Raw genomic sequence first — 18,445 nt, forward strand, 5'->3', positions numbered from 1 at the left:
TGATGGTGCGGATTATAAACGAGCCCGTGTTTCCCGCCCTTGCTTTCACTGGGGCGGACATGGGTTGAGTCGGGGGCCTTGCCGGCTTCTTACACTGTAGATGCGATTTTTTTGATTCGCCGCGCCGCCTGGCCGCCCTTCTTGCCGGTAAGTCGGCATCAAGGCGGTTTCATTACGGCGGAGCGCGATTTTTTCTTGCGGGAGGAGCGAGGGGGCAGGGGAGGCGGATAAGGATTGGGCCCAGAAGGGCCCGGCAAGTTCAGCGGATATTGGTAACCTTATGTGTCTGCACCGACAAGCGCCAGCGCGGATGCGCCATGCAGTAGGCGATGGCGGCGCGGGTGTTGGCGGCCAGCTCCGGTCCATCCATCGGTTGCAGATAGAAGGTGTCGAAGTCCAGGTGCTCCACCGTTTCCGGCAGCTGCGTCGCCTGCGGATAGACCAGCTTCAACTCATCGCCGCTTTGCAGCAGCAGCTCCGCGCCGGCCTTGGGACTGACGCAGATCCAGTCCAGCCCAGGCGGCGCGGCCACGGTGCCATTGGTTTCCACCGCCACCTCGAAGCCGCGGCGGTGCAGTTCGGCGATCAGCTCGGCGTCCAGCTGCAGCAAGGGCTCGCCGCCGGTGCACACCACATAGGGCACGCCGCCGGCGCCGGCCGGCCATTCGGCGGCGATGCGTTCGGCCAGCGCCGCCGCGCTGTTGAATTTGCCGCCGTCCGGGCCGACGCCGACAAAGTCGGTGTCGCAGAACTGGCAGACCGCCTTGGCGCGGTCCTGCTCGCGGCCGGACCACAGATTGCAGCCGGAGAAGCGGCAGAACACCGCGGCGCGGCCGGCTTGCCGGCCTTCGCCCTGCAGCGTGTAGAAGATTTCCTTGACCGTGTAAGTCGTCACAGCGCGTTCTCTAAATGTAATGAAGGGACAGGCTTAGAACGTGTTTACGATCTTGCGAGCTAAGGCGAGACAAGGCGAAAACGAGCGAAAAAGCGGAATGTACTCGTGGTACATGAGCACTGAGCTTGGTTTCAACGCCCATTTCTATCCATCCCGCCGACGCGCAGCAGATCGTAAACAGGTTCTTACAGCAGCGGCCAGCGCATATCGTCATGGAACATCAGCGATACGCCGCGCTGTTCCTGTTCCATCAGGTCGATGCGCGCCAGTTCCGGCACCAGCGGCGCTAGATGGGCATGCACCCATTCCGCCACCGAGGCGCTGTCGCCGCCGCGCACGCCGCTGAGCCGGTCCAGCGGATTGTGGTCCAGCTGGCGGTAGATGGGCTTGAAGCGGTCCTTGACGTCGCCGAAGTCCAGCAGCCAGCCCATGGTCTGGTCCAGCTTGCCGGTCAACATTAGCCGGACCAGATAGCTGTGGCCGGTGTAGGCGCCCTGATCGTTGAAAGGACGGGCGCTTTCGAAGCGCTGTTCCTTCCAGATGCGGAAGCGTTGGCCGTCGAACTGGCTGCCGGCGCTATGGGTTTCGCGCACCTCTACCCAGGCCAGGCCCGGCAGGGTGTCGGCCAGCCGCTGGTATAGCCATTGCGCCAGCACTTCGCTGGTGGGGTTGTCCAGGCCGGCGATATCGTTGAGGTAACGGTGATTGAGTTCGCCGAACAGCGGCAGCCAGGCGGCTTCCAGTCGCGCGTGGTCGCTGAGCTCGGCGTCGGCGGCCAGGCGCACGCCGAAACCGTGGCCGTGCAGACGGCCGCATTTGTGGCCAGCCGGCACATGAGGCAGTTGATGGGCGGCTTCGAACTGCACCTGTATCCAGTTAAAGGCGATGTCGCCGTCCAGCGTCACGCCGCGCTGCGGGGAGCTTTGCAGGCTCAGCGCCGCCGGGCAGGGCAGCGCCGCGCGCAGATGGGCGGCCAGCGCCAAGTCGTCGCACTGGGCCAGTTGGCGGTTCAGATCGGCGTAGTCCAGCGGCGCGACGGCGGCGTCCAGCGCCGCTTGCAGCCGCTCGTGGCCGGGATATTGGGCGTCGGCGCGGGCGATGACGCGGAAGCTGTGGCCGTGCGGGCGCGCGGTGCGGTCGGGCGCGCCGGCCACCTGCCGGGCGGCTTCGAAGCGGGCTCCGGAAATCAGGCTGGAGGTATGCATGTCAGCTCTCCGCGCGGGTTTGGCAGCGGACGATCAGCGGGTCGGGCACGCCGGCATCGGCGAAACCCTTGGCGCGCAGTTCGCAAGACGCGCAGCGGCCGCAGGGCGGCACCTGTCCGTTGTAACAGGTGTGACTCCAGGCCAAAGCGTCCATCGCGCCAACTTGTTGCGCCAAAGCCACGGTTTCCGCCTTGGACAGATACATCAGCGGCGCGTGCAGCTCCACCCGGCTGTCCATGCCCAGGCGCAGCGCCACTTCCAGCGCCTTGAGGGTGTTTTCGCGGCAATCGGGGTAGCCGGAGTAGTCGGTCTGGGCCACGCCGGTGACCAGGTGGCGCGCGCCGCGGGTATAGGCCAGCGCGGCGGCAAAGGTCAGGAACACCAGGTTGCGCCCCGGCACGAAGGTGTTGGGCAGCGCGTCGTCGTCGCGGGCGCCGTCTTCCGGCGCGATGTCGGCGTCGGTCAGCGCGTTGCCGCCGATGGCGGCGAAGGTGTCTATCGGCAATACGGTCTGGCGCACGCCGGCCAGTTCGGAGATCTTGCGCGCGCAGTCCAGTTCGACGCGGTGGCGCTGGCCGTAGTCGAAGGTGACGGCCTCGACATTGCCGCGGCCGAAGGTGCGCAGGGCCCAATACAGGCAGGTGGTGGAATCCTGGCCGCCCGAGAGGACGATCAGAGCCTTTTCAGGAGTCTGGTTCATGGTGTTCGCCATTCGATAAACAGTCGAAGGTTGGGATGCGGAGCCGGGCGCGGCGCGGGCCTGCCGGCATGTCGCCTGCCTGGATCGGTCTCACCAAGCAGGGCAACCCATTACTTTAACCTAGAACAAGCCATTTGATGAAGCGTGCCAAAAAACAGACAGCCGCGGATTTTCTGTCGGCGGGCTGGCTTTTCTTGATTGAAATCATCTCTTTGTCATGTATTTAATGACTTTCGCATTCGAAATATGTATGCGGCCATTTCAATAACACGTGATGACAAAGGAGTGGAACGGCTGAAAACCTTCCGTTTGGCGGCTTTGACCGCGGCGGTGAGGCTGCCGCTTCCGCCATGGAGAAAATCAATGAAGAAACTGTTGCCGATTCCGTTGTTCGTGATGGCTCTGGGGAGCGGCCTGGTCCAGGCGCATGATCTGCAGGTGAGCGTGGCCAAGCAGCAGGCCGCGGTGGCGGCGGATCAGGATGTCGAGGTGGTGCTGAATTACCGCAATACCGGCAAGGAGACCTTGCATATCTACAAGTGGTATCTGCCGGGCAAGGATTTACAGGAACAGATTTTCGAGGTCAGCCGCGACGGCAAGCCGGTCAGCTACCTGGGGCCGCGCTACAAGCGGGTGACGCCCACCATCAAGGACACCGTGGCGCTGGCGCCGGGCGCTTCGCTGAGCGTCAAGGTCAAGGTGTCCGACTACTATGACATGTCGCAAAGCGGCCGCTTCGACGTGCGCTTCCAGGCTGCCAGTTCCCGCGTGCTGAACCGCGCCGCGCCGCAGCTGAACGCCAAGATCGCCTCCGGCGCGGAAGCTACCGCTGTCGCCGACGAGGTGCTGAGCTCGAATACCGCCAGCGTGTCGGTGGCCGGCCGCAGCAGCAAGCTGCTGAAACAGTCGCTGGACGCGCAACGCGAATGGTCCATCCTCAGCCGCAAGGCCGCCGCTTCCAGCGTCAGCTACGCGGCCAATTGCTCGGTGAACCAGCAGAGCCAGACCAATGGCGGCGTCAGCGCGGCCATCGGCATGGCCAATGATTCGGTCAGCTATCTGTCCGGCGCGCCGTCCGGCACGCCGCGCTACACCACTTGGTTCGGCCAGTATTCGCAGGCCAACTGGAATACCGCCAAGTCGCACTACGTCAGCATCAAGGACGCGCTGGACACCAAGCCGATCAGCATCGATTGCGGTTGCACCCAGGGCGGCACCTATGCCTACGTCTATCCGTCGCAGCCGTACAAGATCTATCTGTGCGGCGCGTTCTGGAGCGCGCCGACCAGCGGCACCGACTCCAAGGGCGGCACCCTGGTGCATGAGCTGTCCCACTTCACCGTGGTGGCGGGGACCAGCGATCACGTCTACGGCCAGACCGGCGCCAAGAACCTGGCGAAAACCAATCCGACCCAGGCCTTGAACAATGCGGACAGCCACGAATACTTCGCCGAGAACACCCCGGCGCAGCAATAAGCTTGCCCTTGCGCAATGAGAAACGGCCGCCTGTGGGCGGCCGTTTTCTCTTCGGCGGGAGCCGGGTTTGGCGGCGCTTCAAGCGCCTTATCGCCGAAGCGCAGCAGATCGGAAACGGGTTCTCAGAGCCTGTTCAAAGTCTCGCGAGCTAGGGCGAGACAAGGCGAAAACGGCTAAGGAAGCGGAATGTACATACGGTACATGAGCATTTCGAAGCTGTTTTCAACGCTGTATCGCCGACGCGCAGCAGACATTGAACTGGTTCTCAGGCCGGCACCAGCGCCAGCGTGCCCAGCACCACGATCACCAGGCCAACGATCACCGGCACCGAGGTGCGCTTGACGATCTCGAACGGCGACACCTCGCCCATGCCGGCGCAGGCCACCACCACGCCGGAGACCGGCGATACGGTGCGGCCCAGATTGGACGCCTGCAGCATCGGAATGGCGAGGAAGGCCGGGTTGATGCCGGATTCGGCCGCCAGCTTGGGGATCAGCTCAACGAAGGCGTAGAACGGCGCGTTGCCGGAGCCGGTGGTCAGCGCCGCCAGCGTGGTGATCGCCACCAGCACCAGCATCAGCACCATGGCGCCGGAGCCGAAGGACTGCGCCAGGCCGATCAGTTGGCTGATGAAGCCCAGCGCCGACAAGCCGTGGGCGAACACCCCGGCGGCGACGATCAGCATCACCACGCTGCTGAAAGCGTCGCCCATGCCCTTGTAAGCCACTTCCAGGCCGGCGAACACCGGCGCGGCGGTGGCGCAGGAATTCCACTACCGCGGCCAGCGCGATGCACAGGATCAGCACGGTGACGATGTGCAGCTCCGGCGCCAGTTTGCCGTTGAACACCAGCACGCCGGCAATGGGCGTGAACGGCAGCAGGCAGTACAGCGCCGGCGCGTCGGTGATGATTTCATGCGCGTCCTGGCGCGTCAGCGGCAGCTGCGCCTTGCGGTCCAGGTAGCGCTGCCAGAAGAAATGGGCGCAGCCGATGCCGACGATGGCCAGCAGCGAGATCGGCAGCATGGTCTTGAAGGCGAAGTCTATCAGCGGCATGCCCGAGGCCTGGGCGGCGATCACCACGTCGCCGGAGGTGGGCGACAGGATCAGCGCCGCCGGCGACGCGCATATCGCCGCCGCCGCGCCGCGGCTGATGCCCATGTTCACCATCAGCGGGAATAGCGTGGCCATCAGCAGCACGCCCAGGCCGGTGGCGGAAGATACCGCCAGCGACAGCAGGCAGGCGACGAAGTAAGCCGCCACCATCAGCACATAAGGCGATTTGATGCGGCTGAGCGGTTTGGAGGCCAGCTTGACCACCATGTCGTTGGCGCCGATATGGGTCATATAGCCGGCGAAGCCGCACAGCGCCATCACCATCAGGCCCAGGTCCGCGGCGCGGCTGCTGAGCAGGGATTTGACGAACTCGGCGATGTCGGTGACGGCGTGGCCGGTGGCGGCCATGTTCTTGGGCAGCACCGGCAAGCCTTGCAAGGCGGTGGCGGTCAGCAGCGCCAGGCCGCCCAGCATCAACACGCCGGTGGCCGAGTAGCCTTTGAAAATGGCCCGCCCCACCAGCAAGGTGACGAGCGCTCCTATCAGTAATTCCATGTCCAGCTCTACGTAAATAACAAAATAATAATTTACTAAAAAATGTAATTGCAAATATACGTATATGGACTGAGTTTGATGTGAAACAAGGAAAGCGCCGCCGCCGCGTCGCGGTGACGCTTGCTGCGCGGGTTTAAACCGAGGTCTGGCCGAAGGCGATCAGCGATACGGCGACCTGTTCCTTGGCCGAGACCAGCTCATGGTAAGCCTGGTGCAACAGGCCCAGGGTTTCCAGCATCTGGTGGGCTTCGTTGAAGCCGCAGTCCAGGCTCTGCCGCGCCACCGCCAGGAAGATGAAGCGCTGCTGCATCGGCGATTGGCTGGGGTGCTGCTGGCGGTACAGCGTGTAGAGCCGGTAAAAATCGCGGACGATGCGCTCGGCGGTGGCCGCCGGGCCTGATTCCTGGCCCAGCTGCGCCAGCGGGTCCTTGTCCAGCAAGGGCAGGTCCAGCGCGCAGCTGAGCGGGTCCATCACCGCGTGGTGGAACAGCTCCAGGAATTGCCTATGGGCATTGAAGCGGATGTCGGCGTCGCCGCCGGCCTGGGCGGCGGGCGATTGCTGGCGGCCATGTTTGTCGTGCTTGTCTGGATGAGCGTGCTGCTGGCCAGCGGCGTGGCCGGCCAAGGTGAGGCTGACGGGCGAGATGGGCATGGCGGTCTCCTTAAGAGCCGCTGCTCGAGCGGGGCGCGGGTGGTCGATGCGTTCGACTGCCTGCCGCCTTGAGCGCTCGCTGTCAGCGGATCTTGCAAACTGCCGCTAGGCTGGCTAGCGGCATCCGGCGGGAAACGGCCCTGCGGTGATGCTGGGTGCTGAGTTTTCCCCGGCCATGCCTGTTTTTCGGCCAGTCCGGGGAAAACTTGATTGTAAATTTAAAACTATTTTCAGTTTAAATCGAACTAGCTGGATGAGGTACTGGTTGACGTGCTGGCGGAGGCGCCGGTCGCGGCGCTGTCGCTGCCCTGGGGCTTGGGCGTCATGCTGGCGACGAAGTCGTCGAAGCCCTTGTTGACCAGGTCGCGGGTCTTCTTGACCTCGTCGGCGATGCTGCCGTTGAATACCTTGAGGCCGTTGAGCACGTTCACCGCCTCGGCATAGCCTTTTTCAAAGCCGCCGCGCACGATGTCGACGAAATTCTTGGCCTGTTCTTCCTGGCTCATTTCCGGGTGTTGCTTGGCATAGGTGCTGAAGAAGCTGAGCGCGCCGGACAGGATGCGCTGGGACGTGCCCTCCGGCGAATTATCCTCGCTCATTTTCTGCTGCAGGATATTGGGCGTCTGCTGCGCGCCTTGGGCGTTCTGGGCCGTCTGCGCGCTTTGGCCGTCGGAGGCGGCCTGGGCGCCGGCGCCGCCGTTCAGCTGGTCGGCCAGGATCTGGTTGATGCTGTCGATGGCGGTGCGGTAGAGCAGGGACAGCGATTTGCCGTCGGTGTTGGTGGACACGTCCAGATTGGCCACCAGCTGCGCGTTCAGCTGATTGCGCGCGGTGGCGGAGCTGCTGACGTTCTGGCTGGCGCTGCTGCTGGTCTGGCTCTGCTGGACGCTGGCGCTGAGCTGACTGCCGACGGACGGGTTGTTCACGGAATTGACGGACATAGTGCGCTCCTTAGCGGAAAGGGCGTTGAGATCGGCCGCCGGATGCGGCGCGACGCTTTCATGCCCAAGGCGCTGTTGGTGTTGGTCGACCTGGTCTGAATCTATTGTGTTTATTGGGACTTGCGCGGTGGGCGCAAGGAAACCGAGGGCTGCCTTACCTCAGTATGGCCATATTTTCGGCCGGGCCGGCGGAAACTTGAGGCTTATTTCGGTGGACGTGTGTAATCGGCAGGCAGAGCCAGGCTGGCTTTGAGCCGGCCCGGCTCCGGTGTTGACAGCCGGCGGCTGCCGGCTTCGGAACGCGTGCTTAGCGGTGCTGTTTCTGGCGGCGCAGGAAGTTGACCGCCAGGTCCGGGAAGTCGCTGAAGGCGCCGTCCACCTGGGCGCGGTTGTATACCGCGTCCAGTAGTTGGTCCATATTCTTGGCGTAGGCCGGCAGCGCGTCCTTGCGCAGGGTGTAGGGGTGGATCACCAGGCCGTTGGCGTGCGCGGCGCGGCCCATGCCGGTGAGCTTGATCTTGCCTTGGGTCGAGGCCTTGTCTACCAGCATCGGGTATTGCGGGCCGATGCCGTCGGCGTACTTGGCGATTTCCTTCATGCCTTCCGGACGGAACATCCAGTCATAGCTGTAGTTCACCCACTGGCCGGCGGCGTTCTGTTCGAAGGTTTCCTGCCAGTCGGTGTAAGCGATCAGCTGCACCAGCTTGAGGTCCATGCCGGCCTTGGGCATCAGCTCGGTCTTGATGCGCTTCAGCTCGTTGAAGTCGAAGCACTGCAGATAAACCTTGTCGTTCTTGCCGGTGTAGCCGTAGCGCTTGAGCACTTCCAGCGCCTTCACCGTGATGTCCTTGCCTTCCTGACGATGGAACCACGGCGCCTTGATCTCCGGGTACAGGCCGATATCGCGGCCGGTGGAGTGGTTCAGGCCCTGGATGAATTCGATTTCCTCTTCAAAGGTGTGGATGCGGAAATCGGACTTGCCCATCGGGAAACGACCGGGGTAGCTCTGGCGCTTGACGCCCTTGTCGATGTCGAAGCCTTCGGTGAAGCGCAGCGATTTGATTTCGGCCAGGGTGAAGTCGATCGCGTAATAGCGTCCGTCCTTGCGCGCGCGCTCGGGAAAGCGCTCGGCCACGTCGGTGACGCGGTCCAGGTAATGGTCGTGCAGCACGATCAACCGGTCGTCCTTGGTCATCACCAAGTCCTGCTCCAGGTAGTCGGCGCCCTGGGCGTAGGCCAGCGCCTTGGACGGCAGCGTGTGTTCCGGCAGGTAGCCGCTGGCGCCGCGGTGGGCGATGACGATCTTGTCGGCGGCCTGGGCGGACGCGGCCAGGCCGATGGCCAGCGTGACGGCGGCGAGCAGGGGTTTGCAAGCGAATGACATGGCTTCTCCTTTGTATATAAGTTCGCAACGGGCGTTGGCGCGACGCCATGATCGGGCGCACGGATGTCGGCGTGATGAAACCCGGTCAGTCCATCGGCATCGCCATGGTTTTGTTTTTGCTGAAAGGAGTAGGACGATAGGGTATCGATGCGCCGACGACAAGCCCTCCGGCGTGGTAGTTTTGAAGGTGTTCACGCCCTTGCGGCAACCGCGAGGCCAGCCGTTTTCACGTCTTTCTTCCTTGCTCCCGCCGATTCGCGGCAGATCGTGAACAGGCTCTTCGAGCCTGTTCAAAGTCTCGCGAGCAAGAGCGAGACAAGGCGAAAACGGCTGAGAAAGCGGAATGTACAAGCGGTACATGAGCATTTCGAAGCAGTTTTTAACGCCGTATCGCTGAAGCGCAGCAGACATTGAACAGGTTCTTACAACTCCACCGCCTGCCGGGTCCTCAAGGCCTCCGCGATGGCCAGGCCGATGCGGGTGGCTTCGCGGGCGTCGGCCAGGCTCAAGGCCAGCGGCCGATCCAGGCGCGCGGCGTCGACGAAGTGCTGCAGCTCCAGCGTGAAGGCTTCGGCGAAGCGCTGGTAGAAGTCCGTCACGCATTCATTGCGCACGCCGTGGCGGTCGCTGATCTCTACCCGGTTGGCGCGCGGGTTGGCGCCCACGCTCAGCCGGCCCTGGGTGGCGAAGATCTCGGTCAGCGTTTCATGGCCGTGCGCCTGGGTGCGCGAGGCGTAGAAGCAGGCCAGCTTGCCGCCCTCGAACTCGCACATCGCCATGCCGTTGTCCACATCGCCGTATTGCGCCAGCGCGCCGTGCACCGCGTTGACGCCGCTGGCCCACACCCGCAGCGGGCGCGGCGCGCCCAGCAGCCAGCGCGCCAGGTCGATGTCGTGGATGCTGCAATCCATGAAAATGCCGCCGCTGCTGGGCGCGAATTGCAAGAAGAAGCCGCTGTCGTCGTTGAGGTCACAGGTTTGTGAGCGCAGCAGATAAGGCTGGCCCACCAGGCCCTGGGCCAGCTTGGCGGCGGCGTCCTGATAGCTGGGGTCGAAGCGGCGCACGAAACCCACCATGGCCTTGAGCTCCGGGCGGCGGGCGGCGGCGCGCTCCACTCGCAGGCAGTCCTCCAGATTCAGCGCCAGCGGCTTTTCGCAGAACACGTGTTTGCCCGCGTCCAGGCAGGCGATGATCTGCTCGGCGTGCAGCGCGGTGGGGGTGGCCAGCAAGATCGCGTCCAGCCCCGGTTCGGCCAGCAGGTCCTCCAGCGCGGCGTGGCCGGCGGCATCGGGCAGTTCCCGGCGCGCCCAGTCCAGTTCTTCCGGCAGCGGCGAGCAGACGGCGATCAGGCGCGCGCCGATGATGCGTTCGCGCAGATTGAGCGCGTGGCGGCGGCCCAGCCGGCCTAGGCCGGCGACGCCGAGGTTTAATGTAGACATGACAAGCCTCCCTGTTGAGTTAGAACCTGTTCACGATCTGCTGCGCTTAGTGAGACGCGACACGGTGAGTGCCGCTTCGAAATGCTCATGTACCACGAGTACATTCCGCTTTCTCAGCCGCAACGCCTTGTCTCGCTCTTGCTCGCGAGATTGTGAGCAGGCTCTTAGACCTGATCCAATTCGACGACCTGACCCGAGCGCCAGGAACGGGTGGCGGCGTCGGCCAGTTCCAGCGCGCGCACGCCGTCTGCCACCGTGGTGCGCGGCGTGGCGCCGTCGCGCATCACCTCCAGGAAGTGGGCCATCTCGGCGGAGTAGGCCTGGCGGTAGCGCTCCAGGAAGAAGGGCTCCGGCAGGTCGGCGGCCACGGCGCGCTCGCCATAGGCGATCACCTCGGTGGGGCGGTGGTTGCCGGCTTGCAGCATGCCGCGGCTGCCCAGCACTTCGAAGCGCTGGTCGTAGCCGTAGGCGGCGCGGCGGCTGGTGTTGATCTGGCACAGCCGGCCCTGGCGGGTGCGCAGCGTCACCGCCGCGCTGTCGGCGTCGCCGGCGGCGGCGATGGCCGGGTCGCTCAGCGCGCTGGCGCTGGCGTGCACGCTGAGGACTTCGTCGTCCAGAATCCAGCGGCAGATGTCGAAGTCGTGGATCAGCATGTCCTTGAAGATGCCGCCGGAGCGGCGGATATAGTTCAGCGGCGGCGCGCCGGGGTCGCGGCTGGTGACGATCAGCATTTCCGGCGCGCCGATCTCGCCGGCGGCCAGCCTGGCCTTGAGCGCGGCGAAGGTGGGGTCGTAGCGGCGCTGGAAGCCGATCAGGCAGGGCACGCCGGCCGCGGCCACCGCCTGGGCGCACTGGCGCGCGCGCTCCAGCTCAAGGTCCACCGGCTTTTCGCAGAAGATGGCCTTGCCGCGCGCGGCGGCGGCCAGGATCAGTTCGGCGTGGGTGTCGGTGCTGGCGGCGATGATGACGGCGCGCACCGCGGGATCGTCCAGCGCTTGTTCCGCGGCGCAGGCCTCGGCGCCGTGGGCGGCGGCCAGCTCCCGCGCCGCCGGCGCGTGACTGTCCACCACGTATTTGAGCCGCATGCCCGGCAGGCGGGCAAGGTTGGCGGCGTGGATCTTGCCGATGCGGCCGGCTCCGAACAGCGCTGCGTCAATCATCGTATCCTCCAGTTTCCTTGGTTTCTTCTATGTTCAGCTCCAGTCGGCAGGCCAGCGCGATGAACAGCGCCTGGCACAGGCAGATGGTGCTGGTCAGCGAACGGAAGGAGAAGGCCGAGCCTTCCCTGACCGTCAATACCGCGTCGGCCCCGCGCGCCAGCGGGCTGAGCTGGCTGTCGGTGATCACCAATTGCCGGGCCTTGTGCTGCGCCGCCACCCTCGCGCAATAGCGGCTTTCCTTGCCGTAGGGCTGGAAGCTGATGGCGATCAGCACGTCTTGTTCTCCAATGCTGCGGATCTGTTGCGGAAACATGCCGCCCAGGCCGGACAGCAGATGCACTTTCTTGGCGGTGTGCTGCAAGGCGTAGGCGATGTAGGAGGCGATGGGAAACATGCGCCGCACCCCGGTCACGTAGATGTTGTCGGCGTTCAGCAGCAGTTCCACCGCCGCCTCCAGCTGCGCCTCGTCCAGCGCGGCGTCCAGTTCTTGCAGACCTTGCTGGCAGGCGGCGATGAAGTCCCGGGTCATGCCGGCGGCGGAGCGCTGCTCGTCGCGGTTGGCGATCAGGCTCTGGATGCGCTGGCGGTAATTGGGCTGCGGCGCGCCCTGTGGCGTAAATGCGTCACGGAACACGGCCTGCATCTCGGAAAAGCCGGCGAAGCCGAAGCGCTGGGCGAAGCGGACGATGGCCGAAGGCTGCACCTCGCAAGCCTGGGCGATGTCGGTAATGCGCTGCAGCATCAGCGTGCCTCGGTGCTGCTCCACATAGCCGGCAATCACTTTCAGCTGCTTGCTCAGCGTGTCGTATTCGGCGGCGATGCGCTGCATCAATTCCTCGGCGGGGGCGGTGTTGGCCATCGGCGGACTCTCCTAAGGTTTTGGCCAGTATACGTTTTGTGCCGATATTCGAAAATATATTTCTATTGAAAAACACATTTGGAAAATTATTTGCAGAATAGAGCGAAAGCTCTTAAGGTGATTTCACGCCCGGCGCCGACAGCGGCCGCGGCCGACACCATGGCGGGCCCCACGATGGGCCGGCGGAGAAGAAGGAGGAGAGAGATGCAGCAGCGATCCTGGAAGTGTAAGTGGAGGCGGGCTCTGCCCGCGGCGGCGCTGGCGCTCTGCGCGCTGGCCCAGCCGGCCTTGGCGGCCGATGCCCGTTTCGTGCTGGTCAGCCACGCGCCGGATTCCGACGCCTGGTGGAACACCATCAAGAACGCGATCAAGCAGGCCGGCGAGGACTTCAACGTGCAGGTGGATTACCGCAATCCGCCCAATGGCGACCTGGCCGACATGGCGCGTTTGATCGAGCAGGCGGCGGCACGGCGGTACGACGGCGTGATCGCCAGCATCGCCGATTACGATGTGCTGAAGCGACCGCTGGGCCAGGTGGTGGCCAAGAAGATTCCGCTGATCACCATCAATTCCGGCACCATCAAGCAAAGCGAAAGCCTGGGCGCCTTGCTGCACGTAGGCCAGCCGGAATACGACGCCGGCTTCGATTCCGGCAAGCAGGCCAAGGCCGCCGGCATCAAGAGCTTCCTCTGCGTCAACCACTACGCCACCAATCCGGCCTCCTTCGAGCGCTGCAAGGGCTTCGCCGACGCCATCGGCGCCGATGTGCGCAAATCCACGCTGGACGCCGGCGACGACCCCACCGGCATCGAAAGCAAGGTCAGCGCCTATCTGCGCAACAATCCCGGCACCCAGGCGCTGCTGACGCTGGGGCCGACCTCGGCCAGCCCTGCGATCAAGGCGGTGAAGAAGATGGGCCTGGCCGGCAAGCTCTACTTCGCCACCTTCGACCTGTCCGAGGACATTTCCAAGGCGATCAAGGACGGCACCATCAAGTTCGCCATCGACCAGCAACCCTATCTGCAGGGCTATATCCCGGTGGCGGCGCTGGCCATCATGAAGCGCGACAAGACCACGGACCCGGCCAAGGTGGAAGCGGCGCTCAAGGCCAATCCCAAATTCCAGGCCCGGCTGAGGGAGTACGGGCTGGTCCCCCTCTACAAGGGCCGCCACATCAACTCCGGCCCCGGCTTCGTCACCAAGGACAATATCGCCAAGGTGGAGAAGTACGCCGGGCAGTTCCGCTAGCCGCCGTTTTCCGATGGACCTGACGCCTGGCGCGGAATTACCGGCCGCCCGGGGCAAGGAGCAGAGCAATGAGCATGAGCAAGGCCAGCCCGGGCAAGGCCGCGGGCATCCGCATGGCGCCGCCCGGCGATGATGAAAGAGTGCGGCGGCTGTCGCTGTTCGACCGGCTGATGGGACGGCCGGAATTCGCCGCCGTCGCCGGTGCGGCGCTGGTGTTCGCGGTGTTCGGCGTCGGCGCCGGCGGTTCCGGCATGTTCGCGGTGGACGGCATCGTCAACTGGTCGCAGGTGGCGGCCTACCTCGGCATCATCGCCATCGGCGCCTGTCTGCTGATGATAGCCGGCGAGTTCGATCTGAGCCTGGGCTCGATGATAGGCTTCGCCGGCATGATGGTAGCGATCCCGCCGCTGTACTTCGGCTGGCCGTTCTGGCTGGCCATCCTGTTCGCCTTCGCCGGTTCGCTGGCGGTGGGCTGGCTCAACGGCTATCTGGTGCTCAAGACCCGGCTGCCGTCTTTCATCGTCACCCTGGCTTTTCTGTTCATCCTGCGCGGCCTGACGCTGGCGCTGTCCATTCTGTTCGCCAACCGCACCATCGTCAGCGGCGTCGGCGACCTGGCGGCGGCGGACCCGCTGGCGCAATGGCTGTTCGTCGGCCATGTCGGCGCCGGCCTGTTCCACTGGCTGGCCGGCATCGGGGCGATCGCCTCCTTGCCGGACGGCGGCGCGGCGGCGGCCGGCGTGCCCAAGGTGCTGCTGTGGTGGCTGGCGCTGGCGGCGATCGCGGCCTTCGTGCTGGCGCGCACCCGGATCGGCAACTGGATCTTCGCCGCCGGCGGCGACGCCAACGCCGCCAAGAACGTGGGGGTGCCGGTCAAGCAGGTGAAGATAGGCCTGTTCATGTTCACCGCCTTCTGCGCCTGCCTGTTCGCGGTGCTGCAAGTGTGCGACGTGGGCTCCGCCGCCGCCGACCGCGGCCTGCAAAAGGAGTTCGAGGCCATCATCGCCGCGGTGATAGGCGGCTGTCTGCTCACCGGCGGCTATGGCTCGGTGGTGGGCGCCTGCTTTGGCGCGCTGATCTTCGGCGTGGTGCAGATCGGCATCACCTACACCAATATCAATTCCGACTGGTTCCGCGTCTTCCTCGGCCTGATGCTGCTGATGGCGGTGTTGTTCAATCACTATGTCAGACGCCGCGTGACGGAGGCCAAATGATGGTCACGACCGGCAAAATCCCTGCGGCCGCGTTGCGCCTCCTTGCCGTACTCAATGTACTGTCCGCGTCGGCGCGCCTTGCCGCAGCCGCTGCGCTGAATTTTTCCGATCGTGACGGACCGAGGTCGAGCCGGCAAAACGATGTGGCGGCCTTGCGCCTCCTTGCCGTACTCAATGTACTGCCCGCGTCGGCGCGCCTTGCCGCGGCCGCTGCGCTGAACAATCCTGGCCGCGGGCCGCAAGGAGTCGAAGATGAAACCGTGTGACGACTACATCTTGGAGCTGGATCAGGTCAGCAAGACCTTCGGTTCGGTGATCGCCTTGCAGAAGGTGGATCTGCAACTGCGCCGCGGCGAGGTGCATTGCCTGCTGGGCGACAACGGCGCCGGCAAGTCCACGCTGATCAAGACCCTGGCCGGGGTGCACCGGCCCAGCGGCGGTGAATACCGGGTGGACGGACAGCCGGTGCGCTTCGACTCGCCGCGCCAGGCGCTGGACCAGGGCATCGCCACCGTTTACCAGGACCTGGCCCTGGTGCCGCTGATGTCGGTGGCGCGCAATTTCTTCCTGGGCCGCGAGCCGATGAAGAAATGGCTGGGCCTGCTGCCGGTGCTGGATCTGGAACTGGCCGGCGAGGTGGCGCGCGACAAGCTGGCGGAAATGGGCATCCACATCCGCGACCCGCATCAGGCGATAGGTACCCTGTCCGGCGGCGAGAAGCAATGCCTGGCCATCGCCCGCGCCATTTACTTCGGAGCGCGGGTGCTGATCCTGGACGAGCCCACCGCCGCGCTGGGCGTCAAGCAGAGCGTCAATGTGCTCAAGCTGATTTCCAAGGCGCGCGACAAGGGCATCTCGGTGATCTTCATCACCCACAACGTCAACCATGCCTACCCGATAGGCGACCGCTTCACCCTGCTCAACCGCGGCCGCTCGCTCGGCACTTACGCCAAGGACGCGGTCAGCAAGGAGGAGGTGCTGGACATGATGGCCGGCGGCGCGGAAATGCAGAAACTGATGGCCGAGCTGGACGGCGTCCATATCTAACAACGGTATCGCCACGAAATCCACGAAACCATTTTTAGTCACGGAAACACACGGAAGGACACGGAAAAAGACAGCGTGGATGCAAACGTGGCTTGCGTGCTGTCTCGTGGGTTTCGTGGTTGGCGTTTTGGATTTTGAGCCACGGAAATACACGGAAGCACACGGAAAAAAGCGGAAAACGAATAGCGCCAACTACGACCCCCAAGTTAAAGAACCACCAAGGTTTTATTGGGTTTGTCAGTGTCTTTCCGTGTGTTTCCGTGGCTAAAAATGCCTGCTGATGTCTCTTTATGTATTCCGTGGCCAATCAAGCTTTCGAAGGAGGATGAATGCAAAACACCACCCGTTTCGCCAGCGGCCGCGACCGCGACCTGGTCTGCCTGGGCCGGCTGGCGGTGGATCTGTACGCGCAGCAGTTGGGCGCGCCGCTGGAAGACGCGGCCAGCTTCGCCAAATACCTGGGCGGCTCCTCCGCCAACATCGCCTTCGGCGCGGCCCGGCTGGGTTTGAAATCGGCGATGCTGTCCCGCGTCGGCGACGAGCAGATGGGACGCTTCCTGCTCAACACCCTGAGCGCCGAAGGCTGCGACGTCAGCCAGGTGAGGGTGGACCCGGAGCGGCTGACCGCCCTGACCCTGCTGGGCATCAAGGACCGCGACACCTTTCCTCTGCTGTTCTACCGCGAAAACTGCGCCGACATGGCGCTAGGCGCCGAGGACATCGACGAGGACTTCATCGCCGGCAGCCAGGCCTTGCTGATCACCGGCACCCATCTGTCCCGGCCCGGGGTGGAGGCGGCCAGCCGCCGCGCGCTGCAATACGCGCGCCGCCACGACGCGCGCACGGTGCTGGACATCGACTACCGGCCGGTGCTGTGGGGCCTGGCCAGCCGTGGCGACGGCGAAACCCGCTACATCGCCAGCGAGGAGGTCAGCGCTCATTTGCAGAAGCTGCTCTCCGAGTTCGACCTCATCGTCGGCACCGAGGAGGAGTTCCTGATCGCCGGCGGCGCGGCCGAGCTGATGCCGGCCTTGGCCCGAGTGCGCGCGCTGAGCCGGGCGGTGCTGGTGGTCAAGCTGGGGCCGCTGGGCTGCGCGGTGATTCCCGACGCGGTGCCGGCGCGCATCGAGGACGCCTTCAGCGTGGCCGGCGCGTCAGTGGAGGTGATGAATGTGCTGGGCGCCGGCGACGCCTTTCTGGCCGGCTTCCTGTCCGCCTGGCTGCGCGGCGGCGACTACGCCGAATGCTGCCGCCGCGCCAACGCCTGCGGCGCGCTGGTGGTGTCGCGCCACGGCTGCGCGCCGGCGATGCCGACCCCGGCCGAGCTGGAGCGCTTTCTCGCCGCGCCGATGCGGCGGCCGGGCGAGGACGTGGCCTTGAGCCGGCTGCACCGGGTCAGCGCGGCGCGACCGCGCTGGGACGAATTGTGCGTGTTCGCCTTCGACCACCGCAGTCAGTTCCTCGAACTGGCGCGCGCGGCGGGCGCGGACGAGGCGCGGCTGCCGCGTTTGAAGCAACTGCTGGTGCAAGCGGTGGCCGACGTCGAGCAGCGGCTGGGTCTGCACGGGCGGGTGGGGGTGTTGATCGACGAGCGCTACGGCGCCGACGCGCTGTACGCCGCCACCGGCCGCGGCTGGTGGGTGGGCCGGCCGGTGGAGCTGCCCGGCTCCAATCCGCTGGTGTTCGAGCAAGGCCGCGCGATGGCCGGCGCCTTGAACGCCTGGCCGCGCGAGCAGGTGATCAAATGCCTGGTCCAGTACCACCCGGACGATGAGCTGGACAACCGGCTGGAACAGGAGGCGCAGGTCCGCGCGCTCTACGACGCCGCCCAGGCCAGCGGCCACGAATTGCTGCTGGAAATCATCCCGTCCAAGGATTTGCCGCGCGCCGACGACACCGTCTACCGCGCGCTCAAGCGCCTGTACAACCTGGGCGTCCACCCGGACTGGTGGAAGCTGGAGCCGCCCACCGCCGCGCAATGGCCGGCGCTGGACACGCTGATCGCCGAGCGCGATCCCTATTGCCGCGGCGTGGTGCTGCTGGGGCTGAACGCGCCCTTGGACGCGCTGCGCCGGGGCTTCGCCGCCGCGCGCGCCAGCCGCAGCTGCCGCGGCTTCATGGTGGGGCGCAGCCTGTTCCAGCGGCCGGCGGAACGCTGGCTGGCCGGCGAGATCGACGACGCCGGCCTGGTGGCCGAGGCCGGCGCGCGTTTCGCCGAGCTGGTGGCGGTGTGGCGCGAGGAGCGAGCGTTGGCGCTTGAGTCACAACATCCACGGAAAAACGCCGACTAATTCTTGCCACGGAAACACACGGAAGGACACGGAAAAAGACAGCGTAGATACCAACGTGGCTTGTGTGCTGTTCGTGGGTTTCGTGGTTGGCGTTTTGGATTTTGGGCCACGGAAACACACGGAAGGACACGGAAAAAGACAGCGTAGATACAAACGTGGCTTGCGTGCTGTTTCGTGGGTTTCGCGGTTGGCGTTTTGGGTTTTGGGCCACGGAAACACACGGAAGAACGCCGTGTTTGACCCGATTTTTGTCATGCAGCTCAGGAAGTGACACAAATGCAGTCATCGTTTTTGGCATTGTCGGTGTGCTTCCGTGTGTTTCCG

16 protein-coding genes and 2 pseudogenes are annotated in these 18,445 nt (G+C 64.8%); 6 read left to right on the plus strand and 12 right to left on the minus strand.

Going from position 1 to position 18,445, the window contains the following annotated elements:
* Positions 1–259: 259 nt before the first annotated feature.
* The 4 genes and pseudogenes from queE to queC form a co-directional block, all read right to left on the minus strand.
* A complete protein-coding gene (queE, locus tag ACE3QM_RS12260) occupies positions 260–895 on the minus strand; it encodes a 7-carboxy-7-deazaguanine synthase (protein ID WP_048407784.1) in 636 nt (211 codons plus the stop codon).
* A gap of 185 nt (positions 896–1,080) precedes the next feature.
* Positions 1,081–1,437 (minus strand): 6-carboxytetrahydropterin synthase, encoded by a 357-nt coding sequence (locus ACE3QM_RS12265; protein ID WP_231461316.1) that lies wholly within the window; start codon positions 1,435–1,437, stop codon positions 1,081–1,083.
* Positions 1,438–1,446: 9 nt separating this feature from the next.
* Positions 1,447–1,782: pseudogene (locus ACE3QM_RS12270) on the minus strand (6-pyruvoyl tetrahydropterin synthase family protein); the annotation flags it as partial.
* A 319-nt stretch (positions 1,783–2,101) separates the two neighbouring features.
* A complete protein-coding gene (gene queC / locus ACE3QM_RS12275) occupies positions 2,102–2,800 on the minus strand; it encodes a 7-cyano-7-deazaguanine synthase QueC (protein WP_374422209.1) in 699 nt (232 codons plus the stop codon).
* A gap of 363 nt (positions 2,801–3,163) precedes the next feature.
* Here queC and ACE3QM_RS12280 point away from each other — a divergent pair, with 363 nt between their 5' ends.
* The gene (locus ACE3QM_RS12280; RefSeq protein WP_374422211.1) at positions 3,164–4,276 is read left to right on the plus strand and encodes a M35 family metallo-endopeptidase; all 1,113 of its coding nucleotides are present in this window, start codon (positions 3,164–3,166) and stop codon (positions 4,274–4,276) included.
* A gap of 265 nt (positions 4,277–4,541) precedes the next feature.
* Here ACE3QM_RS12280 and dcuC (ACE3QM_RS12285) read toward each other — a convergent pair whose 3' ends face one another.
* From dcuC (ACE3QM_RS12285) to ACE3QM_RS12320, 8 genes and pseudogenes are all read right to left on the minus strand, one after another.
* Positions 4,542–4,988 carry a C4-dicarboxylate transporter DcuC gene (gene dcuC, locus ACE3QM_RS12285; protein WP_374422213.1) on the minus strand — a complete coding sequence of 149 codons (447 nt, stop codon included), beginning with the start codon at positions 4,986–4,988 and terminating at the stop codon, positions 4,542–4,544.
* A 49-nt stretch (positions 4,989–5,037) separates the two neighbouring features.
* Positions 5,038–5,886 (minus strand): annotated as a pseudogene (gene dcuC, locus ACE3QM_RS12290) (C4-dicarboxylate transporter DcuC); the annotation flags it as partial.
* A gap of 133 nt (positions 5,887–6,019) precedes the next feature.
* Positions 6,020–6,538 (minus strand): DUF5610 domain-containing protein, encoded by a 519-nt coding sequence (locus ACE3QM_RS12295; protein WP_231461302.1) that lies wholly within the window; start codon positions 6,536–6,538, stop codon positions 6,020–6,022.
* Between the two features lie 245 nt (positions 6,539–6,783).
* On the minus strand, positions 6,784–7,479 hold the full coding sequence (locus ACE3QM_RS12300) for a DUF5610 domain-containing protein (protein ID WP_374422216.1): 696 nt from the start codon (positions 7,477–7,479) through the stop codon (positions 6,784–6,786).
* Between the two features lie 307 nt (positions 7,480–7,786).
* On the minus strand, positions 7,787–8,863 hold the full coding sequence (gene glpQ, locus ACE3QM_RS12305) for a glycerophosphodiester phosphodiesterase (protein WP_374422219.1): 1,077 nt from the start codon (positions 8,861–8,863) through the stop codon (positions 7,787–7,789).
* Between the two features lie 422 nt (positions 8,864–9,285).
* Entirely contained in the window at positions 9,286–10,302 is a 1,017-nt protein-coding gene (locus ACE3QM_RS12310) for a Gfo/Idh/MocA family oxidoreductase (RefSeq protein WP_374422221.1), read from the minus strand.
* Between the two features lie 164 nt (positions 10,303–10,466).
* Positions 10,467–11,462, minus strand: coding sequence for an inositol 2-dehydrogenase (gene iolG / locus ACE3QM_RS12315; protein ID WP_374422223.1), 996 nt, complete (start codon positions 11,460–11,462; stop codon positions 10,467–10,469).
* Positions 11,455–12,321 (minus strand): MurR/RpiR family transcriptional regulator, encoded by an 867-nt coding sequence (locus ACE3QM_RS12320; protein WP_374422225.1) that lies wholly within the window; start codon positions 12,319–12,321, stop codon positions 11,455–11,457. Before ACE3QM_RS12320 ends, iolG begins: the two co-directional genes overlap by 8 nt.
* Positions 12,322–12,525: 204 nt before the next feature.
* Here ACE3QM_RS12320 and ACE3QM_RS12325 point away from each other — a divergent pair, with 204 nt between their 5' ends.
* The 5 genes from ACE3QM_RS12325 (at position 12,526) to iolC (ending at position 18,121) form a co-directional block, all read left to right on the plus strand.
* Positions 12,526–13,569, plus strand: coding sequence for a sugar ABC transporter substrate-binding protein (locus ACE3QM_RS12325; RefSeq protein ID WP_374422227.1), 1,044 nt, complete (start codon positions 12,526–12,528; stop codon positions 13,567–13,569).
* A 68-nt stretch (positions 13,570–13,637) separates the two neighbouring features.
* Positions 13,638–14,783 carry an ABC transporter permease gene (locus tag ACE3QM_RS12330; protein ID WP_374422229.1) on the plus strand — a complete coding sequence of 382 codons (1,146 nt, stop codon included), beginning with the start codon at positions 13,638–13,640 and terminating at the stop codon, positions 14,781–14,783.
* Positions 14,780–15,049 (plus strand): hypothetical protein, encoded by a 270-nt coding sequence (locus ACE3QM_RS12335; RefSeq protein ID WP_374422231.1) that lies wholly within the window; start codon positions 14,780–14,782, stop codon positions 15,047–15,049. Before ACE3QM_RS12330 ends, ACE3QM_RS12335 begins: the two co-directional genes overlap by 4 nt.
* Complete coding sequence (locus tag ACE3QM_RS12340; protein WP_231461293.1) at positions 15,036–15,830, plus strand: ATP-binding cassette domain-containing protein; 795 nt, start codon at positions 15,036–15,038, stop codon at positions 15,828–15,830. The genes ACE3QM_RS12335 and ACE3QM_RS12340 overlap by 14 nt, the downstream gene beginning before the upstream one ends.
* A gap of 329 nt (positions 15,831–16,159) precedes the next feature.
* The gene (iolC, locus tag ACE3QM_RS12345) at positions 16,160–18,121 is read left to right on the plus strand and encodes a 5-dehydro-2-deoxygluconokinase (protein WP_374422234.1); all 1,962 of its coding nucleotides are present in this window, start codon (positions 16,160–16,162) and stop codon (positions 18,119–18,121) included.
* The last annotated feature ends 324 nt before the right edge of the window (positions 18,122–18,445 follow it).

It is taken from the genome of Chromobacterium sp., assembly GCF_041912965.1.
GTDB classification, from domain to species: Bacteria; Pseudomonadota; Gammaproteobacteria; order Burkholderiales; family Chromobacteriaceae; genus Chromobacterium; species Chromobacterium aquaticum.